The sequence below is a fragment of the Pseudomonas sp. A214 genome (genome assembly GCF_900156295.1).
GTDB classification, from domain to species: Bacteria; Pseudomonadota; Gammaproteobacteria; order Pseudomonadales; family Pseudomonadaceae; genus Aquipseudomonas; species Aquipseudomonas rhizophila.
Map to the genome: position 1 here is coordinate 2,376,667 of NZ_LT707062.1, position 21,004 is coordinate 2,397,670.

Annotated in this window: 16 protein-coding genes; 10 read left to right on the top strand and 6 right to left on the bottom strand. The window is 59.5% G+C overall.

What is annotated here, in order from left to right:
• Positions 1-26: 26 nt before the first annotated feature.
• Positions 27-1,163 (bottom strand): catalase family protein, encoded by a 1,137-nt coding sequence (locus BW979_RS10710; protein ID WP_047230473.1) that lies wholly within the window; start codon positions 1,161-1,163, stop codon positions 27-29.
• Between the two features lie 31 nt (positions 1,164-1,194).
• On the bottom strand, positions 1,195-3,000 hold the full coding sequence (locus tag BW979_RS10715) for a di-heme-cytochrome C peroxidase (RefSeq protein WP_076383780.1): 1,806 nt from the start codon (positions 2,998-3,000) through the stop codon (positions 1,195-1,197).
• Between the two features lie 271 nt (positions 3,001-3,271).
• Between BW979_RS10715 and BW979_RS10720 the strand changes: the two genes are divergently transcribed.
• The 7 genes from BW979_RS10720 to BW979_RS10750 all read left to right on the top strand — a co-directional run bounded on the left by BW979_RS10720 (position 3,272) and on the right by BW979_RS10750 (position 11,149).
• Positions 3,272-3,985, top strand: a complete 714-nt coding sequence (locus BW979_RS10720) for an FKBP-type peptidyl-prolyl cis-trans isomerase (protein ID WP_076383781.1) — start codon at positions 3,272-3,274, stop codon at positions 3,983-3,985.
• Positions 3,986-4,277: 292 nt separating this feature from the next.
• Positions 4,278-4,733: a YkvA family protein gene (locus BW979_RS10725; RefSeq protein WP_076383782.1), complete on the top strand. Its 456-nt coding sequence runs from the start codon at positions 4,278-4,280 to the stop codon at positions 4,731-4,733.
• Positions 4,734-4,846: 113 nt separating this feature from the next.
• Complete coding sequence (locus tag BW979_RS10730; protein WP_076386572.1) at positions 4,847-5,188, top strand: helix-turn-helix domain-containing protein; 342 nt, start codon at positions 4,847-4,849, stop codon at positions 5,186-5,188.
• The gene (locus BW979_RS10735; protein ID WP_003179080.1) at positions 5,185-5,556 is read left to right on the top strand and encodes a hypothetical protein; all 372 of its coding nucleotides are present in this window, start codon (positions 5,185-5,187) and stop codon (positions 5,554-5,556) included. Before BW979_RS10730 ends, BW979_RS10735 begins: the two co-directional genes overlap by 4 nt.
• On the top strand, positions 5,557-5,958 hold the full coding sequence (locus BW979_RS10740) for a hypothetical protein (protein ID WP_047230478.1): 402 nt from the start codon (positions 5,557-5,559) through the stop codon (positions 5,956-5,958).
• Positions 5,959-6,171: 213 nt separating this feature from the next.
• Complete coding sequence (locus tag BW979_RS10745) at positions 6,172-10,842, top strand: RHS repeat protein (protein WP_076383783.1); 4,671 nt, start codon at positions 6,172-6,174, stop codon at positions 10,840-10,842.
• Complete coding sequence (locus tag BW979_RS10750) at positions 10,832-11,149, top strand: contact-dependent growth inhibition system immunity protein (protein ID WP_076383784.1); 318 nt, start codon at positions 10,832-10,834, stop codon at positions 11,147-11,149. The genes BW979_RS10745 and BW979_RS10750 overlap by 11 nt, the downstream gene beginning before the upstream one ends.
• 420 nt (positions 11,150-11,569) lie before the next feature.
• On the opposite strand, the gene BW979_RS10755 is transcribed toward BW979_RS10750, so the two are convergent.
• Complete coding sequence (locus BW979_RS10755) at positions 11,570-13,351, bottom strand: bifunctional diguanylate cyclase/phosphodiesterase (RefSeq protein WP_076383785.1); 1,782 nt, start codon at positions 13,349-13,351, stop codon at positions 11,570-11,572.
• 130 nt (positions 13,352-13,481) lie between these two features.
• Positions 13,482-15,560, bottom strand: coding sequence for a carboxy terminal-processing peptidase (locus BW979_RS10760; RefSeq protein WP_172833818.1), 2,079 nt, complete (start codon positions 15,558-15,560; stop codon positions 13,482-13,484).
• Between the two features lie 139 nt (positions 15,561-15,699).
• Between BW979_RS10760 and BW979_RS10765 the strand changes: the two genes are divergently transcribed.
• On the top strand, positions 15,700-16,662 hold the full coding sequence (locus BW979_RS10765; RefSeq protein WP_076383787.1) for a zinc-binding dehydrogenase: 963 nt from the start codon (positions 15,700-15,702) through the stop codon (positions 16,660-16,662).
• 72 nt (positions 16,663-16,734) lie between these two features.
• On the opposite strand, the gene BW979_RS27405 is transcribed toward BW979_RS10765, so the two are convergent.
• A complete protein-coding gene (locus BW979_RS27405) occupies positions 16,735-18,318 on the bottom strand; it encodes a hypothetical protein (protein WP_155417192.1) in 1,584 nt (527 codons plus the stop codon).
• Between the two features lie 487 nt (positions 18,319-18,805).
• Here BW979_RS27405 and BW979_RS10775 point away from each other — a divergent pair, with 487 nt between their 5' ends.
• Together BW979_RS10775 and BW979_RS10780 are read left to right on the top strand one after the other, a co-directional pair.
• Positions 18,806-19,441 carry a DUF1326 domain-containing protein gene (locus BW979_RS10775; RefSeq protein ID WP_047229653.1) on the top strand — a complete coding sequence of 212 codons (636 nt, stop codon included), beginning with the start codon at positions 18,806-18,808 and terminating at the stop codon, positions 19,439-19,441.
• A 2-nt stretch (positions 19,442-19,443) separates the two neighbouring features.
• The gene (locus tag BW979_RS10780) at positions 19,444-20,232 is read left to right on the top strand and encodes a DUF2182 domain-containing protein (protein WP_047229652.1); all 789 of its coding nucleotides are present in this window, start codon (positions 19,444-19,446) and stop codon (positions 20,230-20,232) included.
• 104 nt (positions 20,233-20,336) lie between these two features.
• Here the strand turns inward: BW979_RS10780 and BW979_RS10785 are convergent, their stop codons facing one another.
• Positions 20,337-20,990 carry an HAD family hydrolase gene (locus BW979_RS10785; RefSeq protein ID WP_047229651.1) on the bottom strand — a complete coding sequence of 218 codons (654 nt, stop codon included), beginning with the start codon at positions 20,988-20,990 and terminating at the stop codon, positions 20,337-20,339.
• Positions 20,991-21,004 lie beyond the last annotated feature (14 nt).

Below are 21,004 nucleotides of genomic sequence, written 5' to 3' on the forward strand. Positions count from 1 at the left end.
AAAGATTGAATCCCATGCTCCGTTATTTACTGCTCGGCATTGCGGCTATGACGGTAATCGCTGACCGCCTCATACACCGCTTTGCGCAAACGGTTGATGCCGCCGATGGGGCGATGGGCCTCAATGCCGAACCACGGGTTGAAGGACTGGTTGTCGCAGGCCAGGTTCAGCTTGGGCGTATCGAAATCCTGGGCCGGCACGGTGATTCGCGCCACTGTCTCGAACGGTGCGTCACTTTCTCGCCATTCAATACTGGTGTCTTCGATCGGCATGAACTTGCTCGGGTCCTGGCGCTGGATCTGCAGGACAAAACACGCCGGTATCCGGTCTGTGGATAACTGTTGCGTCAGTGCACTTCGCAAGAAATTCGGCAGTGCCTGGTTTTGTGCGGGCAGGGTGTAGCTCGGGCAGTTATCCGGGTCGGGCGCTACGCGAAATTTCGCGTTGGCCTCGCCAAACTTGTAGGGCGATACCGAAAAATACGTGGTCTGGGTCGGGCTGTCAGGGGCCGGTGAAAGTGTCTCCAGGGCGATGAACAGGTGGCGGATCTGCCAGCTCCGGGGATCCAGGCTCGGAAAGAACGCCATCGCCTTTTTTCCATCGGCCTGGGCGGCTACATTCTGACGATATTCGGCGACATCGCTGACGAAGAAGTTCGGATGATTGAACATCACAAAATCCTGTTCACCTTGTGACTGTCGGTCCCCCAGCAATTGTTTGCCCGGCACGCCCAGCAGCTTGATCGCCATCCCTCGCGCATCGCGCAGGCTGTCGAACTGTGGGTAGGCGTTGCCGTTGGACAAGCGAATCGTCGCTTGCCAGACCTTCCCCGGCTCGGCAAATACACCCTGGCGCAACGGTGCTGGCAGATTGTCCGGCACCTGCACTTGCGCCATGACGCAGCCGTGGGCTTTGGCATGGGCATCACGCAGGTAGCGCGTGCCTTCGCGGTGCTGATCGACGATACGGATGGCGGTCTGGATGATGTCCTGGGTCATGGCCGCTTCGCCGGGTGGAATCTGCTCTTTATCCGAGACCGGCCCGCTGTGTTGCCAGGCGAACCAGGCCGTGGCCAGCGCCCAGCCGAGCAGCCCGATGCCCAGCAACCACAGGAGCGTCTTGCCCAAAAAGGCGCCGAGGCGCAGCCAGAGCGTAATCAGCATGGGTCAATCCTTTTGCCTGAGGGGTTCATCATCACAGTTGCGACTCCAGCGGCCCGCCCAGTACCTTGAGGTACTCCAGCAACGCCCAGCGTTCCTGTGGCTGCAGCAGCCGACCGATCACGCCGTTACCCCGCTCACCAGCGCGAAACTCATGACCACTGTTGTGGTTGCCGGTAATCCGGGTGTCGAACAAAAAGCCATTCGTGAAGGCTTCTGTGCGATAGCCCAGGTGCCGTGGGTCGTATTCGAAGCTGCCTTTATAGAAGGTGATCGCCCGTTCGTCCTGGGGAGACAGCAATTGATAGATCGTCGGCACCGAGCCGTTATGCAGGAAGGGCGGCGTGGCCCAGACGCCAGCCAGGGGCCGGGCTTTGTAGGCGCGTAGTTCACGTACGCCGATGGGCAGGCCAAAACCGTCCAGCGCCGGGCGCTCCAGCGGTGTGACGCCCGCGTCACGGTAAGCCCGCTCTTCCACGAACGCGGTAACGTAGGCCAAGCCTTTGGCGACCGAAACCTGGCTCAAATCCAGCGGCGTCGTCGGGGTCGGATGCAGTTGTACGTCCAGTTTGGCCAGTTCGGCCGGATTCCATTGCAGGCTGGTCAGATCGAAACGGTGGTCGGCAATGTTGTTAGCGGTACCCGGATCGGTGCCGATCACCTTCACCGGCAACATGTTCAGGTGCTGGACGGGCCTGTCAGGACCTTGAACCACGTTGGGGACATGGCAGCCGGCACAGTTTTCGACGAACAGCGCCCGGCCTTGTGCGGCCAACGGCATATCGATAGGGCCAAGCAGTTCCTGAGGCCACTCCGGGGCCTTGAGCAACTGCAGGGTTTCTTCAATCTTGTGCAGATCGCGAACGCGCACGCTGGAGGGGTATCGCGCATCACCTTGTAATGGTTTGCCCTGGGCGTCGAAAAAATTCAACGTGGCGCCAACACCCAGTGCTTCGCCGACGTTGCGGGCCATCGGTTGCTGGGCCGAACCGTTCCACTGCACCCAGTCGAATGTCCATATGTCCCATAACTGCGGGTAATCCACAGGTGCGTTGGCGATCCGGTAATTCTTGTCGGAGATGGCATCGCCGAAGCTGGCATTGGCAATCCGTCCAAAGGCATCTGTACGGCCAGGTCCTTCTTCGGTGGGGTAGAGGCCGCGATGAGTGTCGTTCCAGGCCACGCGCAAGAATGTATCCAGAGAGGCTTTGAATGATTTGCGCAGCTGTTCATGGCGGGCGTCGTAGTCCTGCCCCAGTACCTGGCGGGCAAAGCGTTCGAATTTCCAGGGGTTGTAGTAGGTCGAGGCCAGGCTGGCGACCAATGCTTGTCCGAAACTGCCACCGCGTAATGTAGGAACGCTGGAAGGCAGGACGTGCTGGGCCGAGCCCCCGTCGATCCGTATCGCCTGGCCCTTGAAGCGCAGCTCACCGGTGTGACAGGCGGCGCAGGTGATATCCAGGAACTGGTCGGCGCTGCCCGGATTCTGGTGGCGGGTGAAACCTACGGGCAGATTGCCGGGATTGTCCGCCGAGGGTTTCTGCGCCGGGTCCACCAGAAAGCCGAATCGAGCCAGGTATTCAGGCGAAGCGAAGCGCTGTTGCGAGAACGGCAATTCGAGGGCGGTGAACCAGTCGTAGCGCAGGCCTTTGACTTGAGTGCCCTGAGGGGTGAAATAGTACGTCTGGCGTTCGGCGGCGCTCCATTGATCCAGATAATGCACCTGTTCCACCGGTGTATAGGTCGGCAGACGAGGATTGGCAACGTAATAGAGCACCACGGCCACGGCGATGACGAGCAGCGCAAGGAGCAACAAGAGAAGGCGAGATAGCAGGCGCACAGTAACGTCCTTGTTTTTTTTGATATGCCCTTATGCCTCAGTGCCGCGTGGCCGGCAAGTGGCCATTACCGATGGGGCTGCGGGGGAGTGGCAATTTGTCCCTGTACGTAATAGATGACAGATGCTTCATCCGCCCAGGATTAAAAAGCGTTTGGGACCGTGAACTTATCAGTGCTTTGCTGCTCACATGCCGGTAGCCATTGGTCGTGGCCGCCTGATAAGCTCGCGGCTTTACTCGATTGCCCTTTTGGCGCATGAACAAGGAAATAGCATGAAACAGCATCGGTTGGCGGCGGCGGTGGCCCTGGTTGGCCTGGTACTCGCGGGTTGTGACTCGCAGACCAGCGTAGAGCTGAAAACCCCGGCGCAGAAAGCTTCCTACGGCATTGGCCTGAACATGGGCAAAAGCCTGGCTCAGGAAGGTATGGATGACCTGGATTCCAAAGCAGTGGCCCAGGGCATCGAAGATGCCGTCGGCAAGAAAGAACAGAAGCTGAAAGACGAAGAACTGGTCGAAGCCTTTGCCGCACTGCAAAAGCGTGCCGAAGAGCGTATGGCCAAGATGAGCGAAGAGTCGGCAGCCGCCGGCAAAAAATTCCTCGAGGAAAACGGCAAGAAGGAAGGTGTTACCACCACCGCTTCCGGCCTGCAGTACGAAGTGGTCAAGAAAGCCGACGGCCCTCAGCCTAAGCCGACTGATGTCGTGACTGTTCACTACACCGGTAAGTTGACTGACGGTAAGGTGTTCGACAGCTCCGTGGAGCGTGGCAGCCCGATTGACCTGCCGGTCAGCGGTGTGATCCCGGGTTGGGTCGAAGGCCTGCAACTGATGCATGTCGGCGAGAAGTACAAACTGTACATCCCGAGCGAACTGGCCTACGGCGCCCAAAGCCCGAGCCCGGCCATCCCCGCCAATTCGGTTCTGGTGTTTGACCTGGAACTGCTGGGGATCAAGGATCCGGCAAAAGAAGACGCAGCCAAGTAACCGCGGCTGCTATAACGACAACGCCTCGCTTATGCGGGGCGTTGTCGTATCCGGGCGTTGGTAAACGGCAAAAAACCGAACGCTCGGCGCGGGTTATAGTCATAGGCAATACAGACGCTGTGCTAGACCCAGTCGGGCCGTCAAGTCAATGAAATATTGGGTTTTTTTATGTGAGTAAAAAACGCCCGATCTGACTGGGGGCCTTATTTGACGGGGGCTTCAGCGCGTAAATGCAGCTCTGTTCACAAGGTTATCCACAATTTGTGTGGATAACATTTCAGTGGGAGAAAACATGAAGGCTCCGTGGAATTTTGCGCGTTTTCTGCCGCTGGCAGGACGACTGCTGGCCCGCGGTCGATTGCCGACGTTGTTGTTTGCCGTCGCCAGCAAAGGCGCCCGAGAGGGCGGTCGGTTAGGCAAGCTCAAGGAGGATCTGCGTTTGCTGCAGGCCCTGTGCCTGGCCTACTGGCGTGGCGAATATCGGGCCGTCAGCGCCAAGTCGCTGCTGTCGATCGTGGCCGGGCTGATGTACTTCCTCAGCCCCCTGGACGCGATTCCGGATTTCCTGCCCATGTTCGGCATGTTTGACGATATCGCCGTACTGGCGTGGATCATGAAGACCCTCGACAGTGAACTCGAAGCCTTCCGCGCCTGGCGCTATCGGCAATCCCCCGAAAAGCTCGCTCAAGTCGAGCGGCTTCCCGACACCCCGGAACAGCTCCAGCTCCAAGGGCAGAAAAAGCACTGATCCGGTTCTGTTTGCCTTATGAGATTGATCGCCCCGCGACCTTAGCCGCTATTAGGATTACACTTCCAAGGAAAAAGCTGACTCGCTAAGTGTTGTTGTCCTACGGGGTAGACATGGATATTCAAATAATCACACGCGACGGAGAGCCCGAATACGCGGTTTTACCGTGGGATCAGTACCAGTCGCTATTGAAGGCAGCCGGCATCAATCAAGCTCCGCCGCAGGAAGCCACAGTCCGTCACGCGGCGGCACCCGGCCAGGTTCTTCCTGGTCTGGATCAACTACGCAGTTTGCGCGAAGGGAAGGGCATCGCCATTGAGGCGTTGGCCCGCACAGTAGGTATAAGCCCGTCTTATCTGGCCATGATCGAAAGTGGCGAGCGTCAGCCCGATGCCGCGATTCGGCGCAGTTTGGCCTGGGAGTTGACGGTGCCGGGTTGGAGGGATCAATCGTGAGTGTTCGTATCAGTCGGCAGCATTGGGATGGGTTGTTGGGTGAACTGGATCAGGCGCGCCGCCAGCGCCATTTGTTGACGTACCGGGCCTTGCTGGAGCGTTTGCAGCTTCCCAGCCCGGCCATGCAGACCTTGACTGCGGCCCTTGAACACTTGGCAGCACTGGATGCCCGGGCTGAACAGCCGCTGCGAAGTTCGTTGGTCATCAGCCAGGGGGCAAGCCGGTTGCCGCGTACCGGCTTCTTCGAGTGCGTTGAGCGTCTTGGGCGCTTTTCCGGGCCTTCCGATGGTGTCGCGGCCGCTTCCTGGCACGCCTCGGAAGTGGTCCGGGTATTCGAATACGAGTACCCCGAATCAGCGGAGGCCTGAATGCTCTGGCGCATCAAGGCGCGGGCCGGTTACTGGCTGGCGCGTCGATTGTTTCATTGGTCCTGGTTTGTTCGACAGCCCCGTGGCTGGTCCTGGCTGGAAGGTCAATTTGCCCGCATGGCGAACCTGGGGGACGTCGGCGCGCAAAGTTTCTATGGGCATATCCTGACGTTCCGCGGCCAGGGCTTGGGTGCCCGGGAAGAAGGTGTTCGCCTGTTGCGCCTGGCGGCGCTGGCCGGTGATGGCAAGGCTGCCTATCAAGTCGGTGTGATCAGCCTGGCCGGTTCCGCCAGCAAGGCGCCGGATCCGATAGAAGCGGCGCGCTGGTGGGGTTTGGCGGCAAAAGCCGGCCATCCGTTGGCGGAGGTCAAGCTCAAGGCGCTCGAAGGCTACGACCAGTAGTTTTATCCACAGGCATTTTTGAACCCTTCTTTCCTTTCGGCGGTTCGTTTGTCGAGTGGGGCTATTTAGCGAATCGCCCTACATTCACCGCCTCCTTACCTGACTTATTTCCCCAGGCATCCCCGGCAAAGTCTCGCGCTCCCTGAGTGCTGCGAGACGTCTGCCCATGTTCGATCGTTTTTCCCTGCCGGCCCCTGATCGAGCCGTGTCCTGATGGATCAGGTGCACCGTATCGAGCAGGAACTCGACAGCTTCAAAGACACCCTGACGCTCTACCGCGAGCAGCTCGACCGCTGGTACAGCCAGACGGCGGACCGCGCCAGCCATGCGGCCGACCTGCCTTCGCTGATGGGCATGGAGCGGCTGATTCGTTTCGGTGACAGCAGCTCCGCTGTCAGCATCGGCGACGATGATTTCCTCTCCACCGTTGTCCAGTGCCCCTCGGCCGGGCCGGTGACCATCGAGAGCAAACTGGAGTCGGTGTACGACATTCCGCTGGGCGGCATCGTGGTGGATGTGGTGGCCGTGGACAGCGGCGAGGTCACGCCCGTCACCCTGAATGCCGAGGGCCTGGGGACTTTCCAGGGGACGGCGGGTAAGTCCTATCGGGTTCACGTCCAGGACAAAGTATCCCCCCAGACAATCGCCGACCTGTTTTCTTCCTACGACGGCCTGAACAACGATCTGACGCAGTGGCTGCGCGGGCAGTGGCAGGGCTTCAAGCCGCAGTGGGCGCAGCAATCATTGGCGACTTCGGCGGCCGCGGTGGGCAATGGTTTGCTCGCAGGCAGTTGGGCGGCGATTGAGGGGGTGTGGGACAGCATCAGTCTGCTGTCGGACATCCTCAAGAACCCTGGCAAGTTTGTAGACCGGCTGGGCGAAAGTGCGGATCAGCTAAGCGCCATGGCGGAAAAAACGCCGTTGCTCATGGCCAGGCTGCAATTGCTGGCCAGCGACGAAGCGGCGTTGTGCCTGCTGGTGCGCACCGCCAGCCTCTGGCTGGAGATGCTGCCGCCCAGTGAGGTTGCCGGTGAAACCGCTGAAGCGCTCGCTACGGCGGTGGTGCAACTGGTGATCGACTTGCTGATCGGCGTCGTCCTGACCTTCGCCGGGGCGGGGACCGGTGTTGCTTACTTGGCCATGCGTCTAGGCCAGTTTGGCGGGCGTCTGCTGAGCGCCGCGCAGCGATTCATCAACGCGATCTTCGCGGTGGTCAACGGTTTCATGACCTATGTGGACCGCTACAAAACCGTGGCGGCGCGGGGGATCGCGGCTGGAGTGAAGAAGGGCCGGATGCAACTGCGCTGGGACGCGCAGCGCAATACCACGCTGAAAAAGGACGAATCCTACGACGACGCCCCCAACCAATCGAAAAACCCCAACGGTGACAGCGCCGACACCGCGGCCCTGACCCAGACCAGCGGCTGCCCGGTGTCGATGGTCACCGGCGAAGAACTGCTGACCCTGGACGACGGCACCCTCGATGGCCGGCTGCCGTTTGTCTTCACCCGCTTGTACCGCACCAGCGCGGTGGACCTGGACATCGGCCTGGGTCGCGGCTGGAGTCATGCTCTGGCGCATCGCCTGTTGCTTGAGGGCGAGCAGGTCATCTGGATCGACCAGGAAAACCGCCGTACGACGTTTCCGCTGCCCAGCGAGCAACGCCCGACGATCCACAACAGCCTGGCCCGCGCGGCGATTTACCTCGGAGTGGAACCGGACGAACTGATCATCGCCCAGCCGGGCGAAGACGCGCCTTTCCTACACTTTCGAGACGGCCATCTGACCGCCCTCAGCGACCGCTACGCCAACCGCCTGACGATCAAGCGCAACATCCATGGCGACATCAGCCGCCTGGACAACGGCGCCGGGCGCGCCCTGCGCTTGCGTTATGAGCAACGTCACCTGGTTGCCATCGACTACCAGAGCTTTCACCCGGCCCTGACTCTGGACGACGCCTGGCGCACCGAACAGACCCTGGTGGCTTACCGCTACGACGCCCGCTGGCGACTGATCGAGGCGACCAACGCCGCCGGTGAAAGCGAACGCTACGACTACGACGACCAGCACGTCATCCTGCAACGGCAACTGGCCGGCGGTGCGAGTTTCTTCTGGGAGTGGCAAGGGGCAGGCCGCGCAGCCCGCTGCGTGCGGCACTGGGCCTCGTTTGCGCAGATGGACAGCCGCTACACCTGGGGCGAGGACGGGCAGGTCACGGTCCAGCACCTTGATGGCAGCCAGGAGGTGTACGTCCACGACGAGCGGGCACGGCTGGTGCGCAAGGTCGAGCCCGATGGCGGCGAGCACCTCAAGGCCTATGACCCCCAGGGCCGGCTGATCGCCGAACAGGACCCGCTGGGCGCCGTCACCGAATACCGCTACGACGAAGCCGGACGGCTGGTGGCGCTGATTCCGCCGGACGAGGAACCGACGTCCTACGAATACCGCCACGGTTTCCTGCGTGCCCGTTCGCGCGGCAAGGCCGTGTGGCAATACCGGCGCAACGCCCAGGGCGATGTGATCGAGGCCATCGATCCGCACGGCCAGAGCACCGGCTATGACTACGATGCCCAGGGGCAGTTGCTGGCGATCCGTTACCCCGACGGTAGCGAGCATCGGTTTACCCGCAATCAACTGGGCCAACTGACCGAAGAAACCCTGCCTGACACGGGGCGCCGGTGTTTTTCCTACGACGCCCTGGGGCGTTTGCTGACCCGCCAGGACGAACACGGCGCCCTCACGCACTACCAGTGGGACGCGGTGGGCCGCCTGCTCGAAACCACCTTGCCAGGTGGTGCGACCCGCGCCTGGCACTACAACGCCTACGGCAAGGTCACCGCCGAGCGCGATGAGCTGGGGCGGACCACCCGCTATGAATACGCCGACGACCTGCACCTGATCAGCCGTCGCCTCAACCCCGACGGCAGCGAACTGAAATATCGCTACGATTCGGCGCGGCTGTTGCTGACTGAAATCGAAAACGAATCCGGCGAAAAATATCAGCTGGACTACACGCCGAACGGATTGATCCGACAGCAGATCGGCTTTGACGGCCAACGCACCGCCTACGCCTACGACCTCAATGGCCACCTGCTGGAGAAAACCGAGCACGGCGCGGACGGCGCCCAATGGGTCACCCGCTACCAGCGCGACGGGGCCGGGCGGCTGCTGGTCAAGACCTTGCCCGACGGCCAGGCCATCGAATACCGCTACGACGGGCTGGGCCGGCTGGTCCACGTCAACGACGGCACCGATCACCCGCTGGCCTTCGAATACGACGCCCAGGACCGGCTGATCAGCGAACACCAGGGCTGGGGCACCCTGCGTTATCGCTACGACGCCTGCGGACGCCTCAACCACCTGCGCCTGCCGGACAACAGCCAGCTCGACTACCACCACGCCCGGGGCGGCGCGCTGACGGCCATCGACCTGAACGGCTCACGCCTCACCGAACACCAGCTCAGCGGCGGGCGCGAACGCCAGCGCCGCCAAGGCCTGCTGCTCAGCCAGTACGACTACGACGAACAGGGTCGGCTCAAGGCCCAGACGGTGTGGCAGAACCAGCAGCAACTGTTCTGGCGCGATTATGCCTACAGCGCCAATGGCAACCTGCAGTCCATTTCCGACAAGCGCAACCGCCGTCATTACCAGTACGACCCGCTGGATCGCCTGATCGGCATCGACTATTCCCACAGCGAGCCGCCGGAACACTTCGCCCACGACCCGGCCGGCAACCTGCTGATGCAGGACCGCCCCGGCCCGACGACCCTCAAGGGCAATCGCCTGCTGATGGAGGGCGACCGCCACTACGACTACGACGCCTTCGGCAACCTGATCCGCGAACGGCGCGGCAAGGCCCAGTGCCTCGTCAGCGAATACCGCTACGACAGCCAACACCGACTGATCGGCGTCACCACGGCGCACGGGCGCGAAACGTCCTACCGCTACGACGCCTTCGGCCGACGCATCAGCAAGACCGTGGACGGCCTGACCACGGAATTTTTCTGGCAGGGCGACCAGGTCGTCGCCGAAAGCAGCCCGCGCCACCACCGCAGCTACGTCTACGAACCGGGCACCTTCCGCCCACTGGCCCTGCTCGACGGCAAAGGCCCGAACGCCTGCCCGTTCTACTACCACCTCGACCACCTGGGCACACCCCAGGAACTGACCAACTACGGCGGCACCATCGTCTGGTCAGCACGCTACAGCGGCTACGGCAAAACCACCGAACTGGTCCACGGCGGCGGCGAACAGCTGGAACAACCGTTGCGCTTCCAGGGCCAATACTTCGACCCCGAAAGCGGCCTGCACTACAACCGGCACCGCTACTACAATCCGGAAACCGGCCGCTACCTGACGCCTGACCCGAGCAAACTGGCGGGTGGCCTCAACGGGTATCGCTACACCCTGAACCCGACGGGGTGGGTGGATCCGTTGGGGTTGGCCTGTCGGTGCCCTGGCGATATCGAAGCTGATGGACCGTTCAGCGAGATTGTGCCGGGGGGAGGTTTGGCTGCGCATGAGGCTCGAGGAGGACATTTGATGAAAAAGCACATAGGTCGTTCTGAAGCTCAGTTAAGAGAGCGCCTTGATTCAGAGCCTTATGTGCCTACCGCATCGACATTCCCTGATAGAGCAACGGCTGAGTTATCGGTCTCCAGCGTGTTAAAAACAAAAAAAATAGAAATTGATGAGTTTCTGAAAAAACCGGAAAAGAAATTATTGTTGCAGCAGTCTTTTCCTGCTCCAGTTGGAGTCGGTGTTATACGGAAAAGCGGAGAACTGGAACCTCTATCTGTTGTGGTGTTGGTGCTTAAAAAATCCAAAGAATCACCTGTTGGATATAATTTGCTTACGGGATATGTTGAAAAAAATGAAAAATAATTATCCGGAACTCTTTCAATTCTTTGGCTGTTACTTTCATCAAGACTGGATGTGCGAATCATCCGAGCCTGATGATGTAGTGAATTTGTTTGTATCGGAGTCGGTGCCGCAAACTATTGAGGCGGTAAAGAAAGAGATTTTGGTATTGTTAATGATGAGTTTTGGAGAGGAGGAGCTTCGAGAGTTTCTTATGGATGAAATGCCGTGCAATTATTGTTATTGGCTGGACTGGGAATCCGCTGAAGCTTGGCTGAACCATATTCTTGAAATTCTTAGCAGTGATAATGTCGATCTTGACGAATGCTAGTTTGTCGTTGCAGCAGTGCTTGGCTTGGCGGTTGTCATAAAGCATGACATGTTAACTGTAGCACCAAGTTCAATAGTTTCAGAATGAAATATCAAGCTATAAACTAAGCTAATACACCACCAAACGGCTTTTCGTGGCGAGGGCGCTTGCTCTCATGGAATAAATTACAATCTGCTGATTAAAAAATAAAATTCTTTGCTAACCACAGTTCGGCAATGTGATCTCAGTTAGACGAGCCCCCCTTTGTGGTGAGGGGATTTATCCCCGTTGGGCTGCGTAGCGGCCCCCGAACCAAGCAACTCGGTGTGCCAGGAAGATTGAGTTCGTTGCTTTAGGGCTGCTACGCAGCCCAGCGGGGATAAATCCCCTCGCCACAGGGTTAACGCCAAGCGTTCGGGCCGTGGTGAATGGGGAGTCCGCTCACACCGACAACCCCACCACAACCTCCCGCCCAGCCAAACCATCAACCAAGTACACGCTCCCCCCCAAAATCTCCTTGGCATGATGCTTGGCCTGCGAAGCCAGTTCCGCCAACTGGCTGGCATCCAGTTCCCCACAGGCTTCAGCCCGCAAATGCACCACCCCAATCGACAGCGACAGCAAGGCAAATTCCTGTCGAACGCCCTGCCGATTCAGCGCGGTGAAGCAGCCGGCTTCCAGATGCTCGGGGCGGTAGAAGCGGCGGCAGTGGGTCTGGAAGTCGCTCAGTAATTGATTCAGGCGTTTGCGCCAGTCTTCCGGACCGAGGACCAGCAGGAAGTCGTCGCCGCCGATGTGACCGACGAAGTCGCGGCTGGGATCGATGCGTTCGTTCAGGCATTGGGCCAGGCACAGCAGGACTTCGTCGCCGCGACCGTAGCCGTAGATGTCGTTGAAGGGTTTGAAGCTGTCGATGTCTACGTAGCAGATCACTGATTCCTGTCGTTGTTGCAGCAGGCGTGTCAGGCATTGTTGGATCGGCACGTTACCCGGCAGCAGGGTCAGCGGGTTGGCGTAGCGGGCCTGTTGGATTTTCAGTTCGGTGATGAGCTTGAGCACGTCGATCACCCGGCCCAGGCCCAGGTAACTGCCGTTGAGGGTGATGATGAAGTCTTCTTCGATGCGTTGTCGGGCGCGGCTGGTGATGAGGCGGCTGACTTGTTGCAGCGACTGGTTCAGTTCCACCGCCAGGAAGTCATCGCTCATCAGGCGGCTGATGGGTTTGCGGGCGAACAGATCGGTGGCGAAGGGTTTGAGCAAGGCATCCGAAAGGGAGTGACGATGGACGATGCCGCAGGGTTGTTCCTGATCGTCCAGTACCGCCAGGGAGTTGAGGTTGGCCTGGCGCCGAAACGCCTCAAGCACGGTGGCCGTCGGCGTATCGTGGGCCACCGCCGGTTGTTCGTTGAGCAGCGCCCCGAGGTCGTTGACTTCGTCGGTCAATGCCACCGCGCCGGCGTCCTGCCGGGGCATCAGCGCCCTGGCGTCACGGGAGGGCTGCTCCTGTGGGCGAGCGAGCAGATAACCCTGAACCAGGTCGACGCCCATCTCTATCAATACCGCCAGTTCTTCCGGCAGTTCGATTCCCTCGGCAATCACCTGGGCGCGGGAAGCGCGGGCGATTTTCAGGATCGAGCCGACAAATTCGCGCTTGAGGGCATCCTGGTGAATACCATCGATGAAGTGCCGGTCGATCTTCACATAATCGGGGCGCAATTCGGACCACAGCCGCAGGCTCGAATACCCGGCGCCCAGATCGTCCAGAGCGATGGAGAAACCCATGGCCCGATAATGATGCAGGGCGGTTTGCAGGAGTTGGAAGTCGTCGATCGGTGTTTGTTCGGTCAGTTCGATCACCACCTGGCTGGGCGGGATGCCGAAATCTTGCAACAGTTGCAAGGTGCGTCCGGTCTGGTGGGCGGCTTCGAGCAGGGATTCGGGCGAGACGTTGAGGAACAGCTTGCCCGGCAGTTTCTGCTCATTGAAACGTTGGCAGGCGCTGCGTCGGCAGGCCAGTTCCAGCTCACTGAGGCGTCCGGCCTGGCGGGCCACGGAAAGCAGGGCGATGGGCGAGTGCAGCGGGCTGTTGGACGGGCCCCGGGTCAGGGCTTCATAACCGACGATGCGTCGTTCGGAAAGGCAAATGATGGGTTGGAACAGGCTGTGTAAACCGCTTTGAGCCAGGATCGAACTCAAGGCACTCAGCTGTTCTGTCGTGGTCATGGCAATCTCTGGCGATAAAAAAAGGACTGGGCGCCACCCGTTCAAGGGGGCGCCCGGTCCTGTATTTCACGACAGAATGATGTCAGTTTGATGACGCTCCGGGGAGCGTCAGCATTAAATGGCCATCATGTCAGTGCTTGGCAATCGCCGTGTTGAGTTTCAGGTAATCGATGAGGATACGACCGGTCTCGCTCAGGTAGGCATCGTCTTCCGGTTTGGTTTTTTCCGGCTCGGCGATCAGGTCTTCATCCTCTTTCTTCAGTTCCTTGAGCGGCTCTTCACCCTTGGCCTTGCGCCGCAGGTTTTCCATGGTCAGTTGCTTGGCTTCGATGTCGGCATGCTGTGCGCGACGCTCGGCTTCGTTGAGGGTGACGGTTTTCTCCAGCATCAACTTTTGCGCCAAAGCCAGCTTGTCGCGGATGAAGACAAACTCCGCGTCCTGGGACGTGCGAGCGTCATGATCGGACTTGAGTTGCGCCAGGAATGGCTTGAACGGATCCACCGCCGGCTTGATCGCAGGCCGGATGGTGTCCCACGGCATGGCCTCGGGCAGGGCGCTTTCACCGATTTCCTTGGTGTCGATGATCGACGGGTAATCGATGTCCGGCAGTACACCCTGGTGCTGGGTGCTCTGGCCGGAAACCCGGTAGAACTTGGCCAGGGTCAGCTTCAGTTCGCCATGGTTGAGCGGCTGGATGGTCTGCACGGTGCCTTTGCCGAAGGTCTGGCCGCCGATGATCAGTGCCCGGTGATAGTCCTGCATGGCGCCGGCGAAGATCTCCGAGGCCGATGCCGACAGACGGTTGACCAGCAAGGCCATCGGGCCTTTGTAGAACGCCCCCGGATTTTCATCCTCGAGCACATCCACGCGGCCATCGGCGTTACGCACGAGCACGGTCGGGCCCTTGTCGATGAACAGGCTGGTCAGTTCCGTAGCTTCCTGGAGGGAGCCGCCGCCGTTGTTGCGCAAGTCGATGACGACACCGTCGACTTTTTCCTTCTGCAACTCGGTCAGTAGCTTCTTCACATCGCGCGTGGTGCTCTTGTAGTTCGGATCACCGGCGCGGAAGGCCTTGAAGTCCAGATAGAAAGCCGGGATCTCGATCACACCGAGCTTGTAGTCCTTGCCGTCCTGTTTCAGTTTGAGGACAGATTTTTTTGCAGCCTGCTCTTCCAGCTTCACCGCTTCACGGGTGATGGCCACGACTTTGCTGGTCTGGTCGTTCGGCGCATTGCTGGCCGGGATGACTTCCAGGCGCACCACCGAGCCTTTCGGGCCGCGGATCAGCTTGACCACTTCGTCCAGGCGCCAGCCGACCACGTCGACCATTTCCTTGTTGCCCTGGGCGACACCAATGATCTTGTCCGCCGGGGCGACCTGTTTAGTCTTGTCGGCAGGTCCTGCCGGCACCAGGCGCACGATCTTCACTTGATCGTTGTCGCTCTGCAGCACCGCGCCGATGCCTTCCAGGGACAGGCTCATGTTGATGTCGAAGTTTTCCGCATTATCGGGCGACAGATAATTGGTGTGCGGGTCGTAGGACATGGCGAAGGTATTGATGTACGCCTGGAAGATATCTTCGGCGCGAGTCTGGTCCAGACGGGCCAGTTGGTTCTTGTAGCGTTTGGTCAGGGTTTCCTGGATCTGCTTGGAGTCCTTGCCGGCGATCTTCATGCGCAACACTTCGTCCTTGACGCGTTTGCGCCACAGGTCGTCAAGTTCAGCGGTGCTTCTGAGCCAGGCGGCGTCCTTGCGATCCACCTGCAAGGTTTCCTTGGTATTGAAGTCGATCTTGTCGACGCCTTTGTTCAACTCGGCAAGGGTGTAATCCAGACGCGCCTTCACGCGATCCAGGTAGCGCTTGTAGATGATGAACCCGGCGTTCAGGTCGCCGCTCTTGAGGAAATCGTCGAACTGGGTTTTCCACTTGTCGAATTCAGCGATGTCGCTGGCCAGGAAATAGCTGCGCGAGGGATCAAGCAGCTTCAGGTAGCTGTCGTAGATGATGACCGAGCGCGCGTCATCGAGCGGCGGCTTGCTGTAATGATGGCGCTTGAGCAATTCAACGACGTTGAGGCTGGCAATCACCTCGTCGCGATCGGGCTGAAGCTTGTCCCAGCTATTGGCTGCGAACGTATCGCTCGACAGCGGCAACAGACCGAGGCCAATGACAAGCGCGAGGGCGGTGCTGGGGAACAGGTGCTTCATGCTGATTCGACGCAGGGACAATTGATAACGCATATTAGGCCGTCTTTGAAGTCGCCGGTTCCATGTGGCCCGGGCGCATAATGCAAGAAAGCCCGGCGTTACAGCAGCGGGCCCAGTCGAGACTCACTATGGAGGCACCGTGAAAGCATTGCAAGGCGTTGAAGGCCAAGTGGTATGGGCAGATGAGCCAAGTCCGACGTGTGATGTAGGGCAAGTCCGCATCCGTGTGGCGGCCGCCGGTCTGAATCGAGCCGATTTGTTACAAAAGGCCGGACATTATCCGCCGCCGCCCGGTGCCAGTCAGGTGCTGGGCCTGGAGTGCTCCGGGGTGATCAGCGAGGTCGGAGCGGGCTCCTCGTGGCAGATTGGCGATCGCGTTTGCGCCCTGCTGGCCGGCGGCGGGATGGCAGAAGAGGTGGTGGTCGATGGCCGGCATGTCCTGCCGGTGCCCGAAGGGTTATCCCTGGCTGAGGCGGCCGCGCTGCCTGAGGTTTACAGCACCGCGTGGCTCAATCTGTTTCAGCTGGCTGCACTCAAGCCGGGGGAAAAAGTGCTGCTGCACGCCGGGGCCAGCGGTGTCGGTTCGGCCGCGATCCAGTTGTGCAAGGCCTTTGGCAACCCGTGCTGGGTCAGCGTCGGTTCGGCTGATCGTCTGAGTTATTGCGAGGCGCTGGGGGCCCAGGGCGGCGTGATACGCACCGATGGCCTCGAGAGCCTGAACGACTTCGCCCCCTTCGATGTGATCCTCGATCCGGTGGGCGCGAACTACGCTGCATTGAACGTGAAACTTTTGTCAGTTGACGGCCGTTGGGTGTTGATCGGCCTGATGGGCGGGCGCTCGACCGAACTCGATCTGGCGCAGGTACTGGGCAAGCGTATCCAATTGCTCGGCTCGACCTTGCGCAGTCGTGACGATCAGTTCAAGGCCGACCTGATCAGTGAGCTGGGGCACCAGGTGTGGCCGCTGTTCACCGACAAACGCCTGAGCCCGCAACTGGCCAGGACCTTTGCGATCAAGGATGCCGAAGCGGCGTTTGCCGAGCTGGCGAGCAACAAGGTGTCAGGAAAGTTGGTGTTGGTGATCGATGAAAGCCTGGGCTGATTCCGGGGAGTCGAACCCAGGCTTTGCGGTGCCGCCTGAATGTGGAAAACCACGTGCTGCTAAAGGGTTGACCTAGAGGTTAACCCTTAGGACCTGAGAGAACATCCGTTGCTCGTTGCTGTTTTTACGGACAATCGAGTAGTTGATCAGGACGGTTTTTCCGCTGTTTTCGGATACCCAGGCACTGGGAATGTCAAAAACGTTGGCTTGGCCGGACGTCACATCCTGGTTTTCAGTATCGTGGGTGGTGACACCGGCCCAACGAACCCTGACGGTGTAGCCTGTCTCACCGCCGTAGTTCACGCTAACCTTCAAGTTGGAATAACTCGGTGCCGGTAATGGATCCACCGCTTGCGGGTCGATATGCAGCGTCAACCTGTCTGACTCTATCGTCTCGCCAATCCCTTTTTCCTTGACGGAATAGCCGACCACGACAGATCGACCGATATTGTCGACGACTTCCAGACGAGGAATCGGGATCAGTCTTTTCCCGGGGGGATCACCCACTTCGATAATTGGACTGTTGTAGTTGACCCGACCCTGCCAGCGCGCCCGGATGGTATCGGTAGCATGCATACCGGTGTAGTGAGGTACTTCAACATCCACATACGTGTCGGTGTAGATATCACTCATTTTCAGATGGTCGCCCGCTGCGTTATAGGCTTTGGGAACCTTGGGTTTGAGTTTCCCCGGGGTGATGGGAAGGACAGCCTGGTCCGCGGCGTTATAGACAAACGTGGCATCTGCAGACGGGGTGCCGGGTATGGTCAGACGAATGATGGGGACCACCATGCCCCCGGTGCGGTCGTAATATTTCTGTTGGTCGATTTGGGCATTCGCCAGCCCTGTGTCGATGTAGAAGAAGGCCTGAATTGGCAATACTCCGGGCTCATTTTCAGGCCAGGCTTTGATGCGCAGCTCGTTGTGATCGGCAAAAGCCTCATCGGGGATCAATGAACGAACCCGAATGGCCTGGTTGAAGCCTTGGACTGCTTCTGCATCCAGGCTGCTCGTTACCATAAAGGCGCAGGAGTGCGCGGTTCTATATTGAGAGACCTTTCGATAATGGGCCACCCATTGTTCCGCGGTGGTAATGTTTTGTTCTCGACAAGGCGTGCTGTCAGCAAATACTCGCGGAGGCACGATACTGTCTCTGCATCCATACTGCCCCGCGGCATCGCGATAAAACGTAGCGCCGTCGAGTGGAAAGTAACAGATAACTTCGGGTTTTATTTTTCCGGCGGGGGCGTTGAGATAAGGATAGAAAATCAAGCCATTGACACCATACCAGGGGGTGCGAACAAACTTTGTATCGGCTCTCAAATAAGAAAATGAGACTGCGTCGGTTTTTCTTGAGAAGTCGCTATGATCCCATGGATCGTAATTATTGCTGGTTTTAGTGATGCGTAGCGTTACCCCTGAGCAGAGAAAGGCTGGTGTGGTGGGCGTGCCGCAGTTGGCGGCGGTATTGTGATACGCCGTGGTCAGCTTTCGGGCTGTTTCCTCACCGGAGCGTTCATAACTACTGGAAGACTGAATGTCGGGTGGTGGCGACGGCAGTTGAGTTGCGCAACCAAATAATACGGCGAGCGCGAGGGCCGTAAGTGCCTTTATGCTGGTGTGGGTAAAAATCCACTGTTCAAGGTACTTGTTCATGAGGGCTCCCGTCGCGGGGCGACTGTCTAGTAAAAACAGGGCGTGGAGTTATTAACCTGCGGATACAGCCATGCGTCTACTGTTAGAAATAACAGGTCAAAGGAAGAACACGCGCCATCTGTCGGTTAGTCTGAGCGACCTGTAAAGTCTGACAGTAGACATCGCATAAAAAACGCTTTAGAGAAGTTTCGAGAGTAATAGATGTCTCTCTGATTAGTGTCCTGACAGAAGAGATGTTGTGATGACTGCAAAGTGACTCCGCATGATCCATGAACATATTGGCTCAGTAAAAAACGCATGCCCCAGCAGGCTTGAATGGCACCCTCATGCCTATCGCCGGAGGCTTCCACCTCTGACCGGCGCACCCAGGCAAACCGACCTTTGGTCGGCAGCCCATAGCCGATGCGCGCACCCTGCTAGCGTTAACTAATGGAGGGATGGGGGTAACCGCAGCTTTCATTTCACCCGCCAGGTGAAGAGGTTGATCATGACCATCGCCGAATGGCGCATGCAGGGCGTCGAATTCATTGCCTGCAACTGCAATTGGGGCTGTCCCTGTCAATTCGACGCGCCACCGACCCATGGCCACTGCCACGCGGTGGCGTCGATGCGAGTGGAACGCGGGTATTTCAATCAAGTGGCGTTGGGAGGCTTGTGTTGGGCCGCCACCTTCGCTTGGCCGGGCGCTATCCATGAGGGTAACGGCAGTTGTCAGGTGTTCATCGATGAACGCGCCGACGAGGCGCAACGCCAAGCCCTGCTGACCATCCTCTCTGGCCTGGAGAGCGACCCCGGGGCCAACGTGTTTCAGGTGTTCAGCAGCACCATGAGTGAAATGTTCGAACCGCAGTTCGTGCCCATCACCCTGTCCATCGATGTCGATCAGCGTTTGGCGCACCTGGACATTCCCGGCGTATTGCAGGCCAGCGGCGAGCCGATCCGCAGCCCGATCGACGGTTCACCTCATCGAGTCCGCCTGTCCCTGCCCAACGGCTTCGAGTTCCTTGAGGCTGAAGTGGCCAGTGGCAGCTACCAGACGCATTCAGCGCTCAAGCTTCAATCCCAGGACAGCCATAGCCATCTCGCCCACGTGCATTTCACCGGTCATGGCATAGAGCCGTAAAGATGGCAGAACCCCAGGCGGCGGCGCAGAGCAAGCGACTGACAGGCGAGCAGTTGTTGTTCCTGCTCTGCCTGCTCGCGCTGACCGCCTTGGCCTGGCTGATACTGCTGCAGATGGCCCGTGACATGAGTGCGCCGGGCGGCATGGCCGATGCGGCAATGGCCGGTATGCTCATGCCCTGGAGCCTGGGCGATGCGCTGCTGATGTTCGCCATGTGGGCAGTGATGATGATCGGCATGATGTTGCCCAGCGCCTTGCCCATGCTGCTGATCTACCAGCAGATGCTGCGCAAGCGCATGCCGGCACCGCAGCGACACCTGGCCCTGCTGCTGTTCTGCAGCGCCTATGGCCTGGTCTGGGTTGGTTTCGCCCTGGGCGCCACGGCGCTGCAATGGGCGCTCGAGCGGCTGGCCTTGCTCAGTCCGGGGATGCGCAGCAGCAGTACCGCGCTGGGCGCTGGCCTGCTGCTGGTCGCAGGCATCTATCAGTGGTCGCCAAGCAAGGCGGTCTGCCTTGAGCATTGTCGCGGGCCGCTGCATTTTCTTCTCGGCTACTGGCGCCCCGGCGTGCTCGGCGGCTGGCGCATGGGGCTGGCCCATGGCGCTTACTGCCTGGGCTGCTGCTGGGCCCTGATGGGCCTGCTGTTCGTGGTCGGCGTAATGAACCTGCTCTGGGTGGCAGTGATCGGTGCCTTCATCCTGCTGGAGAAGAACCTGCGGCAGGGACTCTGGCTCAGTCGTATCTGCGGTGTGTTGTTGCTCGGCTGGAGCCTGTGGCTGCTGCTGGGCTAGGCTAAACCTGTGTGGGAGCGAGCCTGCTCGCGATTGCGATGGATCAGCAGGCATTGATTTAACTGACACACCGCAATCGCGAGCAGGCTCGCTCCCACAGGGGCTTATTTCCAGGTATGAATCGGCCACCCGGCCGATTCGGCATGGGCCTTCAACACCGCATCCGGGTTTACCACATGAGGGAAGTCCACCCGCTGTAGCAACGGCAGGTCGTTGCGCGAGTCGGAATAGAAACTTGCGCCCTCAAGGTTTTCTTCCTCGGCATCCAGCCAGTCCAGCAGCCGTGCGATCTTGCCTTCGCGATAGGTCAGGGTGCCGACGGTCTTGCCGCTGTACACCCCATGACTCACCTCAAGCTCAATCGCCAGGATCTCATCGATGCCCAGCCGTTCGGCAATCGGCTTGACCAGGTGCGTGCCGGAGGCGGAGATCACCAGGATCCGGTCACCGGCCTTGCGGTGTTCGGCGATGGTTTTGGTGGCGTCGCTGAAGATGATCGGTTCGATGAAGTCTTCCACCCACGGCGTCACCAGGTGTTCGATTTCTTCCGGGGTGCGGCCGATCATCGGTTCCAGGCTGAAGTCCATGTATTCTTCCATGCGCAGCTTGCCGTGGCTGTAGGCGTCCATCAGCTCATTGTTGCGACGCATGAACGACTCTGGATCGACCCAGCCCAGGCGCCCCATCTGCTCGCTCCAGAGGGTGGCGCAATCGCCGTGGATCAGGGTTTCGTCCAGATCAAAAATTGCCAGGGCCATCAGCGCATTTCCCT